This window comes from Aquimarina sp. KJ22-3 (assembly GCF_055808215.1).
The window spans coordinates 2,830,799-2,851,907 of record NZ_CM147859.1 but is presented as its reverse complement, the minus strand read 5'-3'; the positions used below and the strand labels follow the sequence as shown (position 1 = coordinate 2,851,907).

At 35.0% G+C, this 21,109-nt stretch carries 22 protein-coding genes; 14 read left to right on the top strand and 8 right to left on the bottom strand.

Annotated elements, in window-relative coordinates:
• Positions 1-7: 7 nt before the first annotated feature.
• From AC0L3Q_RS13270 to AC0L3Q_RS13250, 5 genes are read left to right on the top strand one after another with little or no spacing between them, the layout of a single operon-like run.
• The gene (locus AC0L3Q_RS13270; RefSeq protein ID WP_473279955.1) at positions 8-454 is read left to right on the top strand and encodes a 3-hydroxyacyl-ACP dehydratase FabZ family protein; all 447 of its coding nucleotides are present in this window, start codon (positions 8-10) and stop codon (positions 452-454) included.
• The gene (locus AC0L3Q_RS13265) at positions 451-1,347 is read left to right on the top strand and encodes an alpha/beta hydrolase (protein WP_473279953.1); all 897 of its coding nucleotides are present in this window, start codon (positions 451-453) and stop codon (positions 1,345-1,347) included. Before AC0L3Q_RS13270 ends, AC0L3Q_RS13265 begins: the two co-directional genes overlap by 4 nt.
• The gene (locus AC0L3Q_RS13260; protein ID WP_473279951.1) at positions 1,337-2,614 is read left to right on the top strand and encodes a beta-ketoacyl-[acyl-carrier-protein] synthase family protein; all 1,278 of its coding nucleotides are present in this window, start codon (positions 1,337-1,339) and stop codon (positions 2,612-2,614) included. The genes AC0L3Q_RS13265 and AC0L3Q_RS13260 overlap by 11 nt, the downstream gene beginning before the upstream one ends.
• A 34-nt stretch (positions 2,615-2,648) precedes the next feature.
• The gene (locus AC0L3Q_RS13255) at positions 2,649-2,903 is read left to right on the top strand and encodes an acyl carrier protein (protein WP_073314444.1); all 255 of its coding nucleotides are present in this window, start codon (positions 2,649-2,651) and stop codon (positions 2,901-2,903) included.
• Positions 2,900-3,448, top strand: a complete 549-nt coding sequence (locus AC0L3Q_RS13250; RefSeq protein ID WP_473279949.1) for a 4'-phosphopantetheinyl transferase family protein — start codon at positions 2,900-2,902, stop codon at positions 3,446-3,448. The genes AC0L3Q_RS13255 and AC0L3Q_RS13250 overlap by 4 nt, the downstream gene beginning before the upstream one ends.
• Positions 3,449-3,457: 9 nt before the next feature.
• Here the strand turns inward: AC0L3Q_RS13250 and AC0L3Q_RS13245 are convergent, their stop codons facing one another.
• Complete coding sequence (locus tag AC0L3Q_RS13245) at positions 3,458-4,042, bottom strand: YceI family protein (protein ID WP_473279947.1); 585 nt, start codon at positions 4,040-4,042, stop codon at positions 3,458-3,460.
• A gap of 327 nt (positions 4,043-4,369) precedes the next feature.
• Here AC0L3Q_RS13245 and AC0L3Q_RS13240 point away from each other — a divergent pair, with 327 nt between their 5' ends.
• The 5 genes from AC0L3Q_RS13240 to AC0L3Q_RS13220 all read left to right on the top strand — a co-directional run bounded on the left by AC0L3Q_RS13240 (position 4,370) and on the right by AC0L3Q_RS13220 (position 6,891).
• Positions 4,370-4,540 (top strand): hypothetical protein, encoded by a 171-nt coding sequence (locus tag AC0L3Q_RS13240; RefSeq protein WP_473279945.1) that lies wholly within the window; start codon positions 4,370-4,372, stop codon positions 4,538-4,540.
• Positions 4,541-4,655: 115 nt separating this feature from the next.
• Positions 4,656-5,222 (top strand): DUF4251 domain-containing protein, encoded by a 567-nt coding sequence (locus AC0L3Q_RS13235; RefSeq protein WP_473279943.1) that lies wholly within the window; start codon positions 4,656-4,658, stop codon positions 5,220-5,222.
• Between the two features lie 61 nt (positions 5,223-5,283).
• Positions 5,284-5,799, top strand: coding sequence for a hypothetical protein (locus AC0L3Q_RS13230; RefSeq protein ID WP_473279941.1), 516 nt, complete (start codon positions 5,284-5,286; stop codon positions 5,797-5,799).
• A gap of 45 nt (positions 5,800-5,844) precedes the next feature.
• Complete coding sequence (locus AC0L3Q_RS13225) at positions 5,845-6,480, top strand: Crp/Fnr family transcriptional regulator (protein WP_473279939.1); 636 nt, start codon at positions 5,845-5,847, stop codon at positions 6,478-6,480.
• Between the two features lie 207 nt (positions 6,481-6,687).
• Positions 6,688-6,891, top strand: coding sequence for a YgaP family membrane protein (locus AC0L3Q_RS13220; protein ID WP_073313872.1), 204 nt, complete (start codon positions 6,688-6,690; stop codon positions 6,889-6,891).
• A 1,086-nt stretch (positions 6,892-7,977) separates the two neighbouring features.
• On the opposite strand, the gene AC0L3Q_RS13215 is transcribed toward AC0L3Q_RS13220, so the two are convergent.
• Positions 7,978-8,535, bottom strand: a complete 558-nt coding sequence (locus AC0L3Q_RS13215; RefSeq protein ID WP_473279937.1) for an RloB family protein — start codon at positions 8,533-8,535, stop codon at positions 7,978-7,980.
• Complete coding sequence (locus AC0L3Q_RS13210; RefSeq protein ID WP_473279935.1) at positions 8,522-9,847, bottom strand: AAA family ATPase; 1,326 nt, start codon at positions 9,845-9,847, stop codon at positions 8,522-8,524. The genes AC0L3Q_RS13215 and AC0L3Q_RS13210 overlap by 14 nt, the downstream gene beginning before the upstream one ends.
• A 248-nt stretch (positions 9,848-10,095) precedes the next feature.
• Between AC0L3Q_RS13210 and AC0L3Q_RS13205 the strand changes: the two genes are divergently transcribed.
• From AC0L3Q_RS13205 to AC0L3Q_RS13195, 3 genes are all read left to right on the top strand, one after another.
• Positions 10,096-10,413, top strand: coding sequence for an ArsR/SmtB family transcription factor (locus AC0L3Q_RS13205; protein WP_473279933.1), 318 nt, complete (start codon positions 10,096-10,098; stop codon positions 10,411-10,413).
• A gap of 108 nt (positions 10,414-10,521) precedes the next feature.
• Entirely contained in the window at positions 10,522-11,406 is an 885-nt protein-coding gene (locus AC0L3Q_RS13200; RefSeq protein WP_473279931.1) for a phosphatase PAP2 family protein, read from the top strand.
• 11 nt (positions 11,407-11,417) lie between these two features.
• Complete coding sequence (locus tag AC0L3Q_RS13195) at positions 11,418-12,956, top strand: CRTAC1 family protein (protein ID WP_473279929.1); 1,539 nt, start codon at positions 11,418-11,420, stop codon at positions 12,954-12,956.
• Between the two features lie 186 nt (positions 12,957-13,142).
• On the opposite strand, the gene AC0L3Q_RS13190 is transcribed toward AC0L3Q_RS13195, so the two are convergent.
• Positions 13,143-14,777 carry a serine hydrolase domain-containing protein gene (locus tag AC0L3Q_RS13190; protein ID WP_473279927.1) on the bottom strand — a complete coding sequence of 545 codons (1,635 nt, stop codon included), beginning with the start codon at positions 14,775-14,777 and terminating at the stop codon, positions 13,143-13,145.
• 704 nt (positions 14,778-15,481) lie between these two features.
• Here AC0L3Q_RS13190 and AC0L3Q_RS13185 point away from each other — a divergent pair.
• Positions 15,482-16,135: a helix-turn-helix domain-containing protein gene (locus AC0L3Q_RS13185; RefSeq protein WP_473279925.1), complete on the top strand. Its 654-nt coding sequence runs from the start codon at positions 15,482-15,484 to the stop codon at positions 16,133-16,135.
• 96 nt (positions 16,136-16,231) lie between these two features.
• Here the strand turns inward: AC0L3Q_RS13185 and AC0L3Q_RS13180 are convergent, their stop codons facing one another.
• The 4 genes from AC0L3Q_RS13180 to AC0L3Q_RS13165 form a co-directional block, all read right to left on the bottom strand.
• Complete coding sequence (locus AC0L3Q_RS13180; RefSeq protein ID WP_473279923.1) at positions 16,232-16,795, bottom strand: hypothetical protein; 564 nt, start codon at positions 16,793-16,795, stop codon at positions 16,232-16,234.
• A 72-nt stretch (positions 16,796-16,867) separates the two neighbouring features.
• A complete protein-coding gene (locus tag AC0L3Q_RS13175) occupies positions 16,868-18,019 on the bottom strand; it encodes a hypothetical protein (RefSeq protein ID WP_473279921.1) in 1,152 nt (383 codons plus the stop codon).
• 480 nt (positions 18,020-18,499) lie between these two features.
• A complete protein-coding gene (gene argE, locus AC0L3Q_RS13170) occupies positions 18,500-19,666 on the bottom strand; it encodes an acetylornithine deacetylase (RefSeq protein WP_473279919.1) in 1,167 nt (388 codons plus the stop codon).
• Positions 19,667-19,668: 2 nt separating this feature from the next.
• The gene (locus AC0L3Q_RS13165) at positions 19,669-21,072 is read right to left on the bottom strand and encodes a YfcC family protein (protein WP_473279917.1); all 1,404 of its coding nucleotides are present in this window, start codon (positions 21,070-21,072) and stop codon (positions 19,669-19,671) included.
• Positions 21,073-21,109: the final 37 nt, after the last annotated feature.

Here is a 21,109-nt window from a genome sequence, read left to right as displayed (position 1 = left end):
AAAGTTAGTGATTAGAGAAGATATTATTAAAGAATTACCTTATGACAAACCTTTTTTGTTTGTCGACGAGATTTTAGAGCTCGATGATGATCACATCAAAGGGGCGTATACCTTTAAGGAGGATGAGTATTTCTACGAAGGCCATTTTAAAGACAATCCCGTTACTCCGGGAGTAATTCTTACCGAATGCATGGCACAAATTGGGATGGCCTGTTTCGGGATTCATTTGTTAGGAGAGCATTGGAGCAAAGATCAAATAGCAGTAGCTATGACCAGTAATGAAATGAATTTCTATAAACCTGTCTTTCCGGGAGAAAAAGTGATTGTAGTTTCAGAAAAGGTGTATTTCCGTTTTCAAAAGCTAAAATGCAATGTCGCTATGTATAATTTGGATAATCAGGTGATAGCTAAAGGGGTGATTTCGGGAGTTTCATTCAAAAAAGATAGTGTATGAGTTTAGGATATCGATTGGTAAAATTATTCTTAAAACTAACAGGGGAAAAGAAATCCTGGTCCAAAGACCCCATAGATTACATCGCAAAACGCAAAAAAGATATTCATGCACCTGGTAAATTACTACTGTCGGGTTCTTCTGTTGAAAGTAAACAAATCGATAAAAGCAAAGTTACCGTACTCCATCCTAAGAAAAAGAACTCTGGGGTTTTATTGATCTATTGTCATGGGGGAGCCTTTGTTTATGGACCAACTCGGGAAAACTGGGTGTTTTTGAATAAACTCGCCAAAAAAACGAATTCTGAAGCCTGGATGATTGATTATCCCAAAGCACCAGAACATACCATTGATTCGATTACAGAAAATGTATATCAAGTCTATCTAGAAGCTACTAAGCGCTACGATCCTTCCAAAATCATTCTTTTAGGAGATTCTGCAGGAGGGAGTTTGGTCATTACCTTGGCGCAGCGTCTACTAAAAGAAAGTAAACCTTTGCCTAATCGAATCATACCGATTACTCCAGTCGTAGATGCAAGCGTCACTAATCCTGATATTGTAAAGATCGATCTTATAGATCCTATTTTGAGCATTAATGGTGTACGATCGGCTAATGAAATGTGTGTAGGACACTTGTCGCTTAAAGATCCTCTAATTTCACCTTTATATGGAGAACTGTCTGATTTACCGCCGATACATGTATTTAGTGCTACCGATGATATATTGACACCGGATCAGTTGATATTTATCCAAAAAGTAAAAGAAACGAATACCCAAATAGAAGTGATTGAAGGAAAAGGGATGCCACATGTATGGCCGATATTACCTGTAATGCCTGAAGCAAAACAAGGAATACAAAAAATCGTTTCCATAATCCAAGGAGCCCATGTCGAATAAAAAACGTGTTGTAATTACCGGATTAGGAGTTGTTGCTCCTAATGGAATGAGCGTTTCAGAATTTGATACTGCCATACAAAATGGCACAAGTGGTATTGCATATTATGATGAATTAAATCAATTAAAGTTTTCATGTCAAATTGCTGGTAAACCGAATTATAGAAATGATTATTTAAATAATTACTTTAGTCAATTACAACAAAAAGGATTAGAAGCTTCTGGTATGGAATATGGAGTGATTGCTGGTTTGGATGCTTGGAACGATGCCCAATTATCCTTACCCGATGCTGATGATTCTCCCAGGTGGAATATGGGAGTGATTTTTGGAACAGGAATCCTAGGCGTAGATAAATTTCGAGATGCTATTTATAAGGTTGATGAGGGTAAAGTAAGACGACTAGGAAGTACTACGGTGATACAAACCATGGCGAGTGGGATAAGTGCATGGCTAGGAGGGATGTTAGGTTGCGGTAATGTGGTAACTACCAATTCTTCGGCTTGTAGTACAGGAACGGAGGCTATTTTGATGGCTTATGATCGAATAATGATGGGCAAAGCCGATATCATTCTTGCCGGGAGTACCAGCGATAGTGGCCCTTATGTATGGGGCGGTTTTGATGCGATGCGAATTTTACCTTATAAATACAATGATAATCCAACCGAAGCCTCACGACCAATGAGCGCTACTGCAAGTGGTTTTGTACCAGGAAGTGGAGCAGGAGCATTGGTGATAGAAAGTTTGGAGAGTGCCCAAAAAAGAGGCGCTAAGATTTATGCTGAGATATTGGGAGGTCACGTTAATAGTGGCGGACAACGCAAGGAGGGAAGTATGACTGCACCCAATAGTGAAGCTGTACAACATTGTATTGTGAAAGCTTTAGAACAATCTGGGGTAACTCCGGGAGAAATAGATGCTATTAATGGTCATCTCACGGCTACGACCAAAGATGTTACCGAAATCTATAATTGGACACAGGCTTTGGATAGATCTGGAAAGAACTTTCCCTATATTAATTCCTTAAAAAGTATGGTAGGACATTGTCTAGCCGCATCAGGAAGCATAGAAAGTGTAGCTACGGTCCTTCAATTACACAATGGATATGTTTTTGGAAATGTAAATTGTGAAGATTTGCATCCGGAGATTGCTGAGCTTATTAATCATCAATCTGTTCCTACTGAAACCCTCAAAATATCACCAAGTATTGTTGCCAAAGCCAGTTTTGGATTTGGAGATGTCAATGCATGTGTTATCTTTAAAAAAATATAGTACTTAAATGGGATCATTACCCAAAACTAATTTTATGACAAAAGAAGAATTATTAGCTAAACTGAAGACCATTATTACCCCGTACGTTCAAAATCAGGAAGGTTTGGAAGCGTTGCATGAGGATACCGATTTTATTAAAGATTTAGAGATCAATTCGGCGAATCTGGTGGATGTAGTGTTGGATGTGGAAGATGAATTTGATATCGAAATAGATAATGAAGCTATGGAGAAAATGATTACGGTAAAAGACTCTATTGCGGTAATAGAAAGTAAACTAGCCAGTAAATGATAGGAAACGATATTGTTGATCTCCACTTGGCCAAAACACAAAGCAATTGGCAACGTAAAGGATGGTTAGAAAAGCTATTCACCCAGGATGAGCAATATCATATTTTAGGTACTGAAGACCCGGAACTGGAAGTTTGGAAATTATGGAGTAAAAAAGAAGCTGCATATAAAGCACATCAAAGACGCTTCTCGTTAGCTCCAAAATTTAATCCTAGGTCGTATCAATGTCAGGGAGAAACCGTTGAAATTGATGGGTATATATACTATACAAATACCACTGTATATCAAGATAAAGTGTACTCTATAGCTACCACAGATCAGCAAGCTTACTTTACTCAAATCGTGAATCAAGGTGTTTCGGTGAAGGAGGAATTAAAAAGCTATATGTCTCAAAAATACGCTGAGGAATCTGATGATATTAAAATTGTCAAACATGATAATGGGGTTCCTTATATCACCATTTTAGATCGATTGATCGATATTCCTATTTCGTTTACCCATCATGGGGATTTTTCTGCCTTTATGATTGGATTAGACGAGAATTAAAATAAGTTTTTACCGTTCTATCGGAAAGTGAAATTGAATATTCAATTTGTTCTTTTCTCTTTCATCATGAATGTTTACTCCATAATCACTGGTGTAAAGAGAAGCAGTACCTGATAGTTTCTCGTCATCTAGTTTGAAGGTAATGATCAATTCTTTGGTAACTCCTTTGATGGTTACATTTCCGATTACTTTAAAGGTATTTCCTTCAAAATCTACAACTTGAGAGCTTTTGAAAGCGATAGTAGGGTATTTGCGCTTGTGAAAAAACTTCTCCCACATCAAATGTCCGTCTCTTAAGAAATTTCCTGTGCTCAAGGTACTCACTTTTGCAGTACCGCTAAAAGAAGCATTATCAGTATCGTTGGGATTAAAGTTGATTTTAAAATCTAAGCCTCCAATAGTACCCGAGGTATCTTCGGAGATAAAATCAAAAGTGATTTTAGCATTCTTTTGATCAAACACCAAATTCTTATAATCATTGATCAAGGTATAATCCGTACCACGATCTGTGATAGGAATATCATTGATATTCGGAACTTGACAAACTGCGCTTATCGCAAATACAAACAAGAATAGGGGTAATGTGATTTTCATTTTTTAGATATTAAAATCAATTAATATATAGCATTCGATGATTTTACCAATCATCGTTGATAGCTCATTTCAGAACAAAAATAAACAATAATCATTCCAAGAGAATAGTGAGACTTTAAAAAATTGATAAGTTTCCAAATAACATTTGGGAATCATACACTTGGGGATAAAAGTGTATATCGTACTAAAACTACCAAGTATACCATGGAACAATTTTATCATAAAATAAACATAAAGTGTTACCAACTAGTATTTTATAATTAAAAAAAGTAATAACTTAGTTAGAGAAATTCTATCAAATGAATTTATAATACAAAACTTAGAGTTATGAGCGAAAAGAAAAAATCTTCCAAAAAAAGACGCTTCGCTGACTTTCAAACCAAGTACCGCAGATCGTTGAATTTTGGATATGGATCCAAAAGAGATCGTTTTGCCATTGCCGGAAACGGTGATTTGCAAATGCCAGAGAACGATGATAATGAAGAGCGTGAGAGCTAAAAGTACATTCTTGGTCAAAAGCAGTTGATACCCCTTTATGAACGGTAGTCTCGAAAATTATTCGAGAACTGCACGGTTTTTGTATTGTATGATATGAACAAAAAGAAGTAGGAAAATGAGAGTTATAATCATCTTAGTAAGTAGTGTCTTGTTATTGAGCTGTGCGAGTGCGGACAAGGTCATTGCACCAACTGCAGAGAGCATGGCAGTAGAGGAGTGGGTGAACCAAAAGAACTTCCAGGTAGATGTAGAATGGGCCTATCCTTTAACCACCCCAGCATTGAATAGCTTTGCCAATAGTGGATTTTTTCCTCCGGGGAGCTCTGTGGGAAGTGTCAATCTGATCAATAACCCAAGCTTTGTACGAATGAAAGGCGATGAAGTAGAAATGTATTTACCATACTACGGAGAACGTCAGTTGGCAGGGGAATATAATGCGAACAAAGGTGGAATTGAATTTAAAGGAGTACCTACACGTTTTAAAATCGTAAAAAACGAGAAGAAACAACGCCATGTAATGACTTTTTATATCGATAACAACAAAGAATCGAATAAGGTAGTCTTGACTTTCTTTCCGAATCAGGTGGTAAGTATCAATGTCAATAGTAGTCACAGAACTCCCATTAGTTATCGCGGTACCATAGAAGCCTTAAAAGAGAACAACGTAACAGGCGTGGAGTAACAATTTTGTCACGGCAACATTCGCAGGCAGTCTTTTTGAGGTACTCTCTTAATCAAAAGCCATGCATTTCAACACGACCACTCATCCAATTTTTATTATTATTTCTGTAGTAATGCTGCATACGCATATGCATGCACAACAAGAACGTCCTACAGATTCATTAGGCCCTAGAGTAACTACTAGTGGGGCCAAATATACAGATGACTTTTTTAGTCGTGAATTTCACGGTAATTTTGAGGTGAATTATCGAGTGAATTCTAATCTCTTTTTTCAAATACGAGGATATCGTAACAAATATATCGCTCAAGATGTGTTTGGGGGCTCTTTTTTTGCTAAACAATATGTAACTAAACGATTCTATTTGTATTCTGGAGTTAGTGCAGAGCTTACCGGTGGTTTTGCTCCAGAAGGGGCAACATCTATCATATTGTCTCAATTCAATATGGCAAACGGTATGGGATATGATTTGAATAAGAATTTTACGATAGAGGTAGAAAATTTGATCAATCTAAAGCAAAATTTTGGTGGCTTTAGTAACCAAAATGACTTTTCGGTACGAGGGAAATTTAAATTCTAAGTTGGATCAAATTTTTGGTACCTTTAAAGGATAAAAGTAAACACCTTGATTGCAGAAGCCTTAGACACTTATTTCCCCAAATTAGCCCAGATGCCGGGGCTTAGAGAAGAATTACTTGCCGTTTGTAGTTTACAAACTTTCGAAACTGGAACGATCATTTTAAATGAAGGTTCTTATGTGAAAGCGATTCCATTGATCGTATCCGGGCTTGCCAAAGTCTTTAAAACCGAACCTATACAAGGTAATGAAGTGTTGTTGTATTATATCAAACCCGGGGAAAGTTGTGTGATGTCGGTTACTACCTTGATACGTAATCAAACCAGTAGGGTAAAGGCGATCATAGAGGAGGAGGCAGAGGTGGTGATTATCCCTGCAGATAAGATGATGAATATTGCCAAATCTTATCCACGATGGAATGAGTTTGTCTACGATCTGTTTAATCTTAAGTTTGATGAACTGTTGAATGTAATTGAGATTTTGACTTTTTCTAAAAAAGAAACCCGTTTGATGGAGTATTTAAAGAAAGAGGCAGAGTTGAAGAAAAGTAATACACTACATACCACACACAAAGATATTGCTTACGATCTGGGTTCATCTCGAGAAGTAATCTCTCGATTGCTAAAAAAATTGGAGCATGATGGCGTGCTGAAACTACAACAAGGTATTGTGGAACTGCTATAACCGCTTATTTTCATACAATTTATATAAATCTGATGTAACAATTGTCACAGCTTTTGGTAGTTGAGATGAATAATTTTGTGTAAAAGCAACAGGATTATTCATGAAAAATAACAAAGCGTTGAAATTACTGCTGGTTTGTGTTTTATGTATAAGCCTGGTGGCTATGATTGTTCAACTTATTCAATTTGCTATTTAAAATACAATACTATGAAAAAGAATATGGGTCAACTAGATCGTTTAGTGAGATTTGCTATTGCCATTTTGGTGGGAGTTCTGTTTTATACCGAGACCATTAGCGGAACGCTGGGATATGTACTCATCGCATTATCTGCGGTGTTTTTGATTACCAGTTTTATCAGTTTTTGTCCGCTGTATACTTTGGTAGGCCTTAAGACGTGTAAGGTTAAGTAATTAAAACCGAACTAATTGATATCTCTCAATCAAATTGGTTAAAGGTAGTTTTAGAATATAGCTGAAAGTGCTACCTTGCACAAGATATCTAGTTATCGATTCGGGAACCAATCGTTTGGGGTACTGAATGATTAGATATACACACGTCAATTTGCGAAAACAGCCTGTCGATAGGTAGGCTGTTTTTTTGTACCCAAAACTGAATACAGAGTAGTTGTTGAAATATTCTATTTTACATAATATAAATTATAGAACATTTGCGTAGTAATTCGCGGATAACGGCTCATGCCGTTATTTAATATAATATCAGATATAATTTCGCCTAAGCGAATTATATCGGTAGATATTATGTTAAAGCTGAATTACGATGTCTGAATCTGCCGGATCAATTTATTTACTCTTTGCATAAAGTCAATTTGCGACACGCCCACCACATCAGTAACGCTAACATCATTTCACAACACACTCTCAGTAAAGCAAAACATTGATTAATGTAATTCACACCTTATAATCCCCATATTCGATACAACAACGTCCGCAAAAATCTCAGATACGCTATTTATAACCACTGCTTATAAATCCAATATTCTGTGTCATCCTTAAGAAATTTTTAAATACGCGATTTATGAGTGATCGATTAGTGAAATAAAATTTTGATGCTAAGATATGCTATGTAACATGAGGTGTTATAATACTATAACCATATTAGAACTCATTAGAATTGATCTTTAGGGCTCTACGAAAAAACATGTGCTGAGTTTGCCAAATAATCAAGGTTGCATAAAACTTTGGAAACAATGTACGGTGCAGTCGCTATATTTTAGAAAACATTGTAACTCATCAGATTGGTTTGAACTAGAATCAATATGTATAGCTTTGACTTAAACCTTGTACTAAACCTCTAAAATATGGACGCTCCTTTACCGTTTATTCATACCAAAGATTTTCTGAAGCCCAAGTAATAATACTATTCTTCTTTAAAAGAATTAAGCTCTTTGACAAGTTTATAAACTCTTGTAACTGGATTTGAATTAGCTCGTGACTTACCAAAATGTATTTTTTCTAAATTTTCAGCTCTTTGAATTGCTAAATCTTCCCTGCTTTTTTTAATGATTGTAATAAATGATATATCTCTGGATCATTTTTAAGGTATTCTTTATTCAAATGTTTGCTTAAAAGTTTAGAATAGTCTTTTCGACTTATGGCATTTTGATAGTCTTCAAAATGTAACAAATACCATAATTCAAATGCTTCATTTGAATATGCACAATTATATCCATAAGCATTAGCTTTGTTTATAGCGTTTTCAAAATTGCTATCAGGAAATGAATCTTTATCAAAAATAATCCATACTTCAAATTTAATTGTTGAATTAATCTTTTGATACCTCGGCATCATTTTGATTGCATGATTAACTAATGAGAGTGTGTTTTTGCCACCGCTTGGGTCTATATCTATTTGAACTAAATTTATTGGTAAAACTTTTTTGAAAGACAAAAAATAATTGGGTTCAGTTCTTTCACCTTCACAGAATAAGATGTAATATTTCCTAAGAGGTTTAGATTCGATTTTTCGCGCTTCTCTATCAGCCTTTTGTTGTATTCGTTTTAGAATTGCATTATCTATTTTTTTAACTCTTGCCATTCAAAGCTTGTTTAGGTTTTTTCTTTCTAAATTTCATTAAGCTTTCAAAGTCACCAATAAATGGAATACCACCATATTTACCAGCAATATAATTTTTTTCATAGGCCTCGTCATTACGAGGTTTGGTTTTATATTCTATCAAAGAATATAAATGAGACTCACCATATTGATCTTTTTCAGTGAAATAAATTTGATCTCTTCTGAAGATTTGTCTATCTAATAAATTAGTATCATGAGTAGTAAAAATTAACTGTGCATTATTTGGATTTCCTTTTTTTGAATTGAAAATCTCAATAATTTTTCTTGTTAATAAAGGATGGAGTCTAGTATTAAATTCATCTATAACTAAAATTTCACCATTAAGTAAAACTTCTACAATTGCACCAATAATATTGAAGAATTTATTTGTGCCTTGTGATTCTTGTCTTGTTAACGAAAATTCCGCTTCACCTATTATGTTCTTGTTATCGTCATATTTATTGTGATACGTAAGAATATCTGTTACTTTCTCAGATTTCATTTTCTCAATTGCCTCTTTCAAATCCCTTCTACCTTTCTTTGAAAGCATATTAATATCAAAATCAGAGAAACTATTTTCTAATTCCTTTAATTTCATTTTATTAATGCCTAAATCTGCAAGTTTTATAAAATCTAATATAATCTTAGAGGTCCTTTTGTCTTCTAACATTTCAACAGTTAAACCATAATATAAATCATCTTTTATTCCATGTACCATGTTAAAATTCCTATACCAGTTTAATATCTTATTCGAGATTTCACCATTAAATTGTGCAACAACTGATAGAAATAATGCATTTGGTCTTGTCTTGTCTTCTAACCTATCACCTTCAGAAAATTTGTCAACCATTTCGATATAGTTTTTATCACGAACAAATAATGCATTTTCTTTAATTTTAATTGTTTCAAATAACCACTCTGAAACAATACGTTTATCAGTTGCCTCAAAACCATATCGATACTTAATTCCATCAACAATGAAAATCATTTCAAATAAAGTTGGTTTATTAGATGACTTAGCATCTAATAAATATGGAGTAATACCAAGTGGATCACTTGCTTGAGATTCGGTTGCAGACGTTAGTACTAACCAACGCATTTGCCCCATAGAATTAAGTAAATTCGATTTACCACTTGCATTTGCTCCATAAATTGCTGCACTTTTTAATAGATTAACTCTTTCAAGACTAATTATTGCCTCATCATCTAAATCTTTGATTGATGTTGCAACCATGCTTAATTTATTATTACTCTTAAAAGATTTATTGTTCGAAGTGTTAAATTCTACTAACATGAGAAATATTCTTAAATACTTACTATTTGTGAGGGTAATTATATGTAAAAATACGCAATTATACGATTATTTCTCAAAATAACTATTTTATTAACTATTTATTATAATTAATACCCTATTCCATTACACATTTTGCCTCTTCTAAACTGTCCTTTGACTGTATAGATATCTATTTTAAACTAACGATTATAACTTAACCATCATGTTGATACAATATATCTTATATTTGTCATAAATCGTTTTGCTTAATGAGAATAAGAACAGATAAATCCAATGATTATATCACCCAAAAGGATCATCAAATTGCAACCATAGCCAATGCATTGGCGCATCCTTTGCGTGTAGCTTTGGTAAGATATCTAAGCACCAAAAACGATGGTAAGGGTATCGATAATGTAACCTGCAATAAGGATTTGGTGCAAATGTTTACCTATTCTCAATCCACCATTTCTCAGCATGTAAAAATCTTAAAGGAAAGCGGTCTGTTTCTAACAGAAAACAAGGATAAATTCGTCTTCTACACCCTAAACAAAGAGCTACTAAAAGAGTTCACTACCCTACTCTAAAATTATTTTAACATTGCTTTACTACTTTCATATTCAAAAAGATGTATTTTTAAATCGTTTATAAGCGATATACGTTTAAATCAATCTAACTATTCAAAACCAAAAGTTATGATCCAAAAAAAGTACCTCTTGTTATTAGCTATTAGTATTGTTCATTTGTATAGTGCAGCTCAAACCTTGCATCCCCTCGAGCAAGTCAAAAACCACTATGCCTCTTTACAGCAATTAGATAGCAAACCCAATGCAACAAGGGCGGATCTGGACCAAATCGTTTTTCCTGCGTCCAAGTATAGTAGCGGGACATTGATTTATACCATGATTACCCCACATTATTTAACCAACGAACAAGTCCAACAGTTAAAACAGAGTATTCATTTTCCTGCCAATAGTTCGGACCAAACCAAAGCAGAACTAGAGTATTTATTAGCTTGGCAGGCAAAACGTACTCAGGCAGAATCCAATCGAGCATCCCAGGTACTCGCTCCTATAGGCTATTGGCCACATGCAGATATCTTACCTACACATAATCGATACGAGCAGAATTTGGAATACCTACTCTACGAAGGTAAAGCGGTTATGGGGGATCAGGTTACCTATCAAAATTACCCGGCTACTACTAAATTACTACGAGGCATCACCAAAGACATGCGTTTGATGGAATTTACGGTAAAATACCATTTGTTAAGAGCCCGCCCCTATCATCTCGAACCTAAATTGGAACCTCTTGCCAGAATATCTTCTCCCTCTTTTGCCAGCGGTCATACCCTTTGGGCTTATATCCAAGCCTTTGCCTGGAGTGAATTGATACCAACCAAAAGAAAAGAGTTTTTGGAAGTAGCCTACGAAGTTGGAGAATCACGAGAAATTATGGGGATTCATTATCCCAGTGACGAAGAAGCAGCAAGAGTATTGGCACACAAAATGTTACTAGCGATGACCAAAAACCCAGAATTTATAAAAGACCTGGAAGAAGCAAAAAAAGAGTGGAAATAAATTATTAGGCTATGCAATTCAAAATCAAAGTTTTCGTCGCGCTCCTTCCCTTCCTGTCTATACTAGCTTGCAAACAGACGGTTAACGAGGACACCATCAAAAAAGAAAGTATACCAACTGGCATATTCGAACCAATAACTACCGGAAGAATAGCAACAGATGGCAATTTATCCCGCGGAGTGGCCTGGGGCGATTACGATCAGGATGGTGATCCGGATCTGTATGTTGCCAATTCTAATGGCCAATGGAATTTTTTATACCGAAATAATGGAAACGGTACCTTTAAAAAAATGACCAGTGATGCTGCGGGAGCAGACGTGTATTCTGAAGTCGTGAAACACAGTGGGAATTCGCAAGGCGTAAACTGGGTAGATTATGATAATGATGGAGATCTGGATTTATATGTGGTGAGCAGAGGTCAAGAAGGGAACTTTCTCTTTGAAAATATCGAAAATATGGGCTTCAAAAGAATTGTTGATCATCCTTTAACGGCTGATGATATTGCAGCTTCTATGGCCTGTTGGGTGGATATCGAAAATGATGGGGATTTGGATGTGTTTATAGTCGCTTCAGGAAGTGGAACCAATCTGGTATTCAAAAATCAAGGGCATGGAGTGTTTGAAAGGATGAATGACAGCCCGCTAACCAGTGGTAATGGCAGAGGTCGTGCTTGTGGATGTGGAGATCTAAATAATGATGGTCTCCCCGATTTTTATGTAGCCAATGCCCGAAAACCCAATCTCTATTTTAAAAACTTAGGAAATTGGGAATTTGAAAAAGTGAATACCGGACATGTGGTTGAAGATATAGGGTACTCCTACGGAGTATCTATGGCGGATTATGATGGAGATGGGGATTTGGATCTATTTCTGGCAAATTTTGACAAACAGAATTTTTTATATAATAATGATGGTCAAGGGAATTTAACCGTTGTCAAAGAAAGTATATTAACCCAGCAACAAGGAGGAGCTTCTAAAGGGCATACCTGGGGAGATTATGATAATGATAGTGATATTGATCTTTTTATCGCAAATGGCACCTATAGACCTGATATGCATAATTTTTTATACCTCAATAAAGGGGATGGTACATTTATTCAAGATTTAACCGATCAAATTACAAAACATGCCGACACCTCTGCGGGCACTGCTCATGCGGATTTTGATCGGGATGGAGATCTGGATATTTTTGTGGCCAACTGGGGAAGTAATGATCAAATCAATAGGTTTTATAAAAATAATACCACAGACAACAATTGGATAACCATAAGACTCCGCGGTGTACAATCTAATCGCAATGGTATAGGTACTCAAGCTATCCTTGATTTCACTATGGATCAAAAAGAAAAACGTATCCATAGGTGGATGTATCCTGTAACCGGATATGGAAGCCAGGATGATTATGAAATGCATTTTGGTTTGGGTCATTCGACCCAAATTAAGAGCATTATTTTACAATGGCCGTCAGGTATTGTGGATACGCTTAATAACATCGCAGTAAATAAACACTATTTGGTAGAAGAACAAGGAGAACGATCTGAAATTGAATAGGTTTTGAGAAGTGGGCGCGTCTTATAGCGAATCAGTAACTATTATATAGTTACTGATTTCTGGATGTACTATTATAGTATCCTAAGATCATTATCGTTTCACACTCATTATGCTTCCCTCCTATGTCGTACAATGAACGATCACTGCTTATATCAATTCAGATAGTGATTTCTCTTTTTTACGTTTTTAAGGTTTTAACACTGCAGGTAATATATAATCTATCATCATTTTATCAACATTGGCGTGAGTACCTGATTTACCATAAGCCGAAGCAGTGATAACAACCACAAAAGGAATGTCTTTAAAAATAAAAATTTTGTTGCCCCCGTTGCCAGTGGCAAAAGATACTTCATAATCCTTACCATCGATTGTATATACTTTATTCCAGAAAAGATAACCATAATGCAAGCCTTCTACTCCTCCATAATCTTGCGATACTTGCTTGGCTAAACTCTTTTCTACCCAAGATTTAGTGAGAATTTGTTTGCCATTCCAAAGACCTTTATTTTTGTATAACTGTCCATATTTAGCAAAATCCAAAGCACGTAGTTGTATACCTCCACCAGTATATGCAATGTTTTGAGGGGTATAAAACCATTTGTAATTAGTAATGCCTAATGGAGCAAATAATTTTTCATCGGCATAAGAAACCAGCCCGTTTGGAACTGATTTATGTATAATATCCCCAAGTAAATTAGAACCAGCAGTAAAGTAATTATAGTCTTGGCCTATGATTTTGTCTTTATGCATGGGTAAATCTAAAGTGAATTTCACCCAATTATTAGTAGATTGCATTTTGTATTCAGTCCCTGGACTGTCATCGTCATTATCATCACCAAGAAACCCGGAACTCATTGTTAAAAGTGATTTTAGTGTTACAGCATCTTTTTTTGGACTATAATTTTTATATGATTTTAAATCGTAAAAATCTTTTAACAAAGCATTTTCGTCTTTTATGAATTTTTCTTTAATGGCAATTCCTAGTATTGTAGAGGCAAATGACTTTCCTACCGACATAGGGTTGTGTAAACTATCTCTTGTTGCATCGTTAAAATATTCCTCTATTAAAAGTTTGCCATCTTTTATCACCACAATTCCATTAATATCCTCAAATCTACCTTCTGCTATTTTTCTATTGAGTGCTTCTATTTTGTGTTTATCAAAATTAGTTTTAGAAATTTTCCAACCACTATTAGGCTGTATTTTTTGAACAGGAATTAAATTTTCATCTATAATTACTTCCACAGCAATACTTCCTTTTGCCAAAAGAGGGCCTACTTTTAACGTACCATCTCTTAAATAAGGCTTGATTTCTATGCTTAAGGTATGATTTCCTTCTGTAAACGCATCCAGTCCACCATTAAATTTCATAAATCTTTGCCACATAAACCAGCCCCAAAAACCTATTCGTTCCGGTGCTACTAATGGTACTACTTGTCTAAGTTTCTCTGTTTTTCGGGTTTTAGTCCCTGCTCCAGTGTTTAAGTTCTCTACATAGATTATTTTTCCATCTACCAAATATGAAAATTGAAAATTCCCTTTACTTAATAGTTCATCTTCAGATAAGGTTGGAGCTAACTCTTTAAGACTATGTATTAGTGGTTTGTCTAAGTTGAAAACAATACTTAGGTAAGCATCGTTATGTAAACTAAAGTTTTTTGAATATCCTTCTGAGGAAATTTTAGCTTTTGTAAAGTCGACTTTTGAAAAATATAAGTTTTCTGTTTCGTTAGACTGCGTATCATTTGATGTTGATTGACTATTGTTTTTACATGATAGTAATAAACAAATAATGAGGATGAATAAATAATTAGATTCCATAGTGGTACATTGATTTTTGGTAAAGAAAACTTTTTTTATCATCAAGTGTAACTATTGTAGTTATTAGATGTCCTAAACTATAGTATCAGACTATTTTTTAATATTATTCATAAACAAAGAACAAATTCTAACAAAGTAAAATGTTCATCTTTTACAATGATAAAAGATATTCAACCTATTTTTAGGTACGATTAAAACGCAACCATGTTTGAACTTAAAAACTAAAAAATATCAAGTGGATGAGTATATCGCTGTATGAGCTTTTTTTGATATTGATTATTGGTCAGTGTATTTTTTTAATTTTTGCCATTCAGTATATCCCCAAAAAGCATACGGGAGCAAACAGGATTATACAGTACTTATTAGCTATATACAGCGTTTTTTTGTTGGAAAGAGCAATAGGCGATGAATTAGAGAGAGACTTTTTACGGCGATACAACTCTTTTATTAATACTCTTTATCTTTTAATTGGCCCTTTAGTTTACATCTATATTAGACGATTACTTTTTTATAAAAACGGAAACTATCGACTAGCGTACTATCACTACTTGCCGGCACTATTGTATTTAGCATACTGTTTTTTTCATATTTATACTTATGATTCAATAAAAGATTTTAATAGCTATTTTACGACTTTATTGTTTTGGAACGACGTCATTTTTTTTGTTTCCATTTCGGCTTATTTATTCAAATCACATAGACTATTGAATTACTATAAGAAGAATGAAGAACAAGAACTTTCTTTTAATCAAACCATTATAAAGTATATAGAGATTATGCTCATTTGTCTGTGGTTTTATATGATTTTTTGGTGGTTAGGTATTATTGAACGCTTTGTTGTTAAATTACCGATTGATATTAGAATGATCTGGGATATATCATGTTTAATTTTTGGAATACAAATTTATATAGTAGGTTTTTATAGTTTAAAACATCCAGAAATATTTAAAATTCGTTTTCCATTACATATTGAAAGTGAATCCAAAAGAAAGCATAGGCTAAGCGAAAAAGAAATATATGCGATCCAAAATTTGATTGATAGTTTTTTCAAAAAAGAGAAAGGATATCTCAGACCAGAATTAAGTTTATCAATTTTGGCTAATGAAATTAATACTACTACTAATAAGCTGTCATGGGTTATTAATAATAGCTATCAAAAAACTTTTTACGAACTGGTTAATGAATATAGAGTTGAGGATTTTTTGCAAAGAATCAAAGAAAATAAACATAAAGAATTTACAGTTGTATCTATAGCTTTTGATGTTGGGTTTAATTCTAAATCTACTTTTTATAAGGCATTCAAAGAAATAACAAATTTTACTCCTACAGAATATATTAAAAAGGTTGAGAACTCGTAAAGACAATGAGTAATCAATAAAACCATAACGCAAGCACATTAAAATGTAATTTGTACAGTGGTTCTTGTTTAGCGGTAAATGACGCTATTTTTATTTTTAAATCTGATGTAATAGATCACCTAATTCGCCTGTTTTTTCAGTCAGTACTTTGTGTTTTTCTTTTGCCTCGTCTAATGGAGAACCTGGGCCATAACGATCGATTTCGTTCAGTAAACCAGTCAACAGTAAATTACAGGAATGTATACGTTTTTCTACATTCTTGTTCCTTTCTATTGTCTTTCTTTTTACGATTTGTAAGGCTGCCAATAGATAAAGTACAATGGCAATCACGATACAGCTTGGGATGATAATTAATGCAGCTGCAATCGCAATAAAAAAATTAGTAACACGATTATCAAAGATCTCCCCAGAGTCATTATAGTATGCCTCGAGACAATGATTTGGACCATCTACCGGATAAAAGGTGGTATCAATTATTTTCATAAACCATAACCAATACCAGGGCACGGTCTGAGGGCTATGTTTATAAAAATTATAATACCCAACTCTTGCTGATATGGTATTATCCGGATTTCCACCTGCAATGACATTTCCTAACTGATCAATAGAAACAAAGAAGTTAGAGATGTATTTCCACAATTTTGAATTCTTAGTAATCATGATTTGTTTATTTTTTGGTTGAACTTTATGGCTAAAGGCTTTAGGCCTTATTATTTATGATTAGGTTAAAGATCACAGCTTGAATAAGTCATAACCAATACCTACTCCTAACCAAGGTTTACCGTCGTATACCCAGGCTTCAGCTACACGACCCACCCCTTTGTCGATACCTCCAAATACTCCCACACTAATTTTGTTCCAGCTTCTTACATAGCCAATTCCAAAACTTACCGTCCCGAAGGTCCCTTCTCTATCTCCCTGGGGTTGACTTAACGTAATGTCAGTATTAGTTGCCTTCAATTCAACGGCAGAAGGACCCACAAAAAGACCAATGGTGTTTTTAGTGGTAAAAATCCTGTTTCCAATCTTTTTACGATGGGTAAATTTTGTTTTTCCCCATGTGTAACCTCCAAAAAAAGCAACATTTACCGAGGTACTGAATTCTTCGCTTTCAATTGAAATTTGCGTAGGGTTTTCTTCGTCGGATGCATCGATAGCAGCTCTATCTGTTCTAAATCTATATTTCAAAGGAATCGTGATCGCCGTCATAGTATACTCAGTAAACTTAAATTTGGCAGTATGATCATCAGGTATTTTGTAAAAGAGTACTTCTCTTGTATCCTTTGTTACATTCAAGTCATTGTCGTCTGAAATTACGTTTTTTTTATCATCTCTGTCAGAATAAGCTGTAACCGTTAATTTAATTCCCTCCTGTGCTTGATGATCATCATCATCTACATTAGATTTTTCTTTAAATGGCCATAAATTCACGTACAGTTTATCCTCTTTAAAAAGGAGACCAGCTTTATAGGTTTTTTCATTTGTTTTTGATTCACCGAATGTTCCTGCCCTTAGGGTTTCTTTGATACCAATCAATTTTTTTGTTGCAGGATTACTTGCGTTGGATTTATCGATGCGATAGACATTTCCTGCGCAATCTTTTAATTCAATGCTTGGTATTACGCCAGTAGCTACAAGATTAAACTTGGCATCTATTTTTTCCTTGTTTTCTGCTGTTAGTTCGTCATAAGATGAACATTTCTCTTTTAGCAAAAATTTTACTTTTGATTTTTCTTTTTCAGTGAGATTAGTAAAATCATATTGACGTTTCCCTTCTTTTAGAAAGTCAATAAAATTGGTAACCTCATAGCTTTTATAAAGGGTTTCTTGTCCAAAGGAACCAAAGGATATTCCTAATAAAAAAAGTAACAATAAGTTTCTCATAATCTTTGCTTTACGTGTAATAGTTAACATTGTTGTTTATATATGATTTTTAATAAGAATCGATTTAAAATCTTTAACAATACAAGTATACACTGCAATAGTGATAAAGTAAATACCCAATACAGGGTATAACCTTAGAGGTATTCAAGAAATAGAATTGGGAAAATGAGAATAACAATTACCTTTTGAGTTTAGGGGTGAGTCATCTTCAAAAAGAGAACAAAGCAATTGTTATAGAATTATATATAAAAATAAGCGGTTTTGCAACACCTTTTTTATGGGAAACCATACTTGAGAAGAAAATTTTACTTAGGCCACCCTTATTTAAGTTACTGTATTATAATACTATAACCAGCACATCCCTTAGTAGTATGCCTATAGTGGTCCGAAGGTTTAATCCTAAAATTCATAATTATATAACCTTAGCGGAGTGTAGTTATTTTGGTGATATCGGATATATTAAAACAAGCTAAATCTCTTCTACACAAAATGATCGAATGACAACTCCTCAATGAGTTTGTCAATCATCACTACCCCTTTATCTAGTTGTTCTTTGGCTATAAATTCGTTAGCTCTATGTGCTTGGGCGATAGATCCTGGTCCGCAAATAATCGATTGAAATCCTTCATCCGCAAATTGACCAGCTTCCGAGGCATACGCCACGGTGTTCAATTCGGATCTGCCACAGATCTTTTTTACCAAATGCACGACATCTGCATCATCTTTGGTATCCAAATGCGGTACCGCGGGATGATTTTCAATCGTTTTTATAGAAAAATCAGGGAACACCTTTTGCAACTCCCCTACTCGTTCTTTGCAATACCCTTCAAACTCAGCGATAATGGTGTTGACATCATCCATTGGGATAGTACGTAAGTCCCAGTAAAAATGAGCCTTATCGGCAATGATATTAGGCGCAATTCCTCCATTGACTAACCCAATATGGATGGTTGAATGCGGCGGATGAAAACGATCGTCAAATTGTTTACTCTCTATTAATTGATTCATTTTATTCTCTAGCCAAAGAATAAGACGCATGGATTCGTGTATAGCACTCACCTCCTGTTTGATACGACTGCTGTGCCCTTCAGAACCAGTGACATAAGTTTCTAGAATGTAAATTCCTTTTTGCCCTACGATAGGTTCCATCAAAGAAGGTTCCCCTATAATCGCATATTTAGGAGTTTCTGTATAAAAACTGTTAATTGCACGTGCTAACTCAGGTCCTGTCAAGCATCCTATTTCTTCATCATAAGAAAAGGCAAAATAAATAGGCTTTTTCAACTCTGCTTTGGCCATTTGCGGCAACACTGCTAGACAACAAGCGATAAACCCTTTCATATCGCATGAACCTCTTCCGTATAGCTTTCCATCTCCTTTGTCGGTCAATACAAACGGATCGGTATCCCATTTTTGCCCTTTTACCGGGACTACATCGGTATGACCAGAAAGGATCACCCCTCCATCCACAGCAGGACCTATTCTACAATGTAAAGAAGCTTTGTTTCCTTCTGGATTAGGGACTAACTGTACTTCAATATCATAGGATTCAATATATTCTTTGATCCAATGAATAATACTTAAATTACTTTCGCCCCCCAGGACTGGAAATGATACGAGTTTTGAGAGAATTTCTGCTGCATTCATAATTAGCTATAATTTGTTGCTACTGCTATAATTAAGGTTAAAAAGGCAATACTTATTAAACTGAGTAATACTGGAAATATAAAACGAATCCATCGATCAATGGGCACGCGACACATGCTCAACATGGCAATTAATCCACCTAAGGTAGGGTTAATTAAGTTAGATAACCCATCCCCCATCTGAAAAGCCAAAATAGTCACTTGTTTGGTAAGACCAAGGGATTCTCCCAAAGGAAGCATAACTGGTAGTGTCGCCAAGGCCTGTCCACTTCCTGAAGGGATAAAAAAGTTAATCACCGATTGCGAAATGGTCATACAAATAGCGGCTACGTGTAGTGGTAAACCTTGCAAAATACTGGAGAGTTCATAAGAAATCGTATCTCCAATATTCCCCATTTCCATCAATACCTTTATAGAGGTAGCAAAACCAACCATAAAGGCTCCGGGAGCGGCAATACTTACTGATTTTAATACGGTTTCACTCATCTGTGTGGCGCCCATTTTGGATACCAATCCGCAAAGAAGTGCAATCATTAGAAAAACGGCCGATAGCTCGTTGATGTACCAATTGAAATTGAAGACTCCGTATAGAATGACCAAAAGTCCAATCGTAAAAATGGCAATCACCATGATGTTGTTACCGCTTAAACGGTATTCACTAATGGGTTTTGAAAGAGATAATTCACTAAGATCAAGGTTCTTTCCTAGGCTTTTGTCTGGATTTGCGGTAATCCTTTTAAAATAGCGAACATTATAAAAGGCCATAAAACTTAGGGCTACAAAACATAACACGCTGCGTAATAAAGCTCCTGAGAACATAGGGAGTTCTGCAAGTTTATGTCCAGTTCCAACAGTATAGGCATTGATAGGAGACAAACCAAATCCTATGGTCATGGCTCCTACAGAAATCCCAGCTGCCAAAATTAAATCCCCACCAAGGGCAAGACTTAATACAGCTGCAATGGGCACCATGGCAATATTATTTTCATAGCCTATAGCCACGCCTAACATACCATAGATAAATGTCATGATAATGATGATCAATACTTTGTTTTTTTGCCCCAATTTTCTAACCAAGGTTCCTACTCCATTTTCTACCGCTTTGGTTCTATCCATAAAGCCAAACGTAATCCCTCCAGCTAGTACGATAAAAATGATCTCAGAAGCTGCTTTAAATCCCAAAGGAATTGCCTTAAACATATCCAATAACCCTATAGGTGTAGACGTGATCACCTTGTATGAGTTAGGAACAACGGCGCTTCTACCATTGACTTGTATGCGCTCATACATTCCTGCAGGAAGTACATAGGTTAAAAGGGCAACAAAGATGATGATGCCAAACAACATGGTTATAGCATGAGGAATACGTTTAAAAAAGGAACGTGGAAACTTAGGTTGAGTAGTCATTTATGTGATTAAAGGACATAAAAATAACTAAAATAGG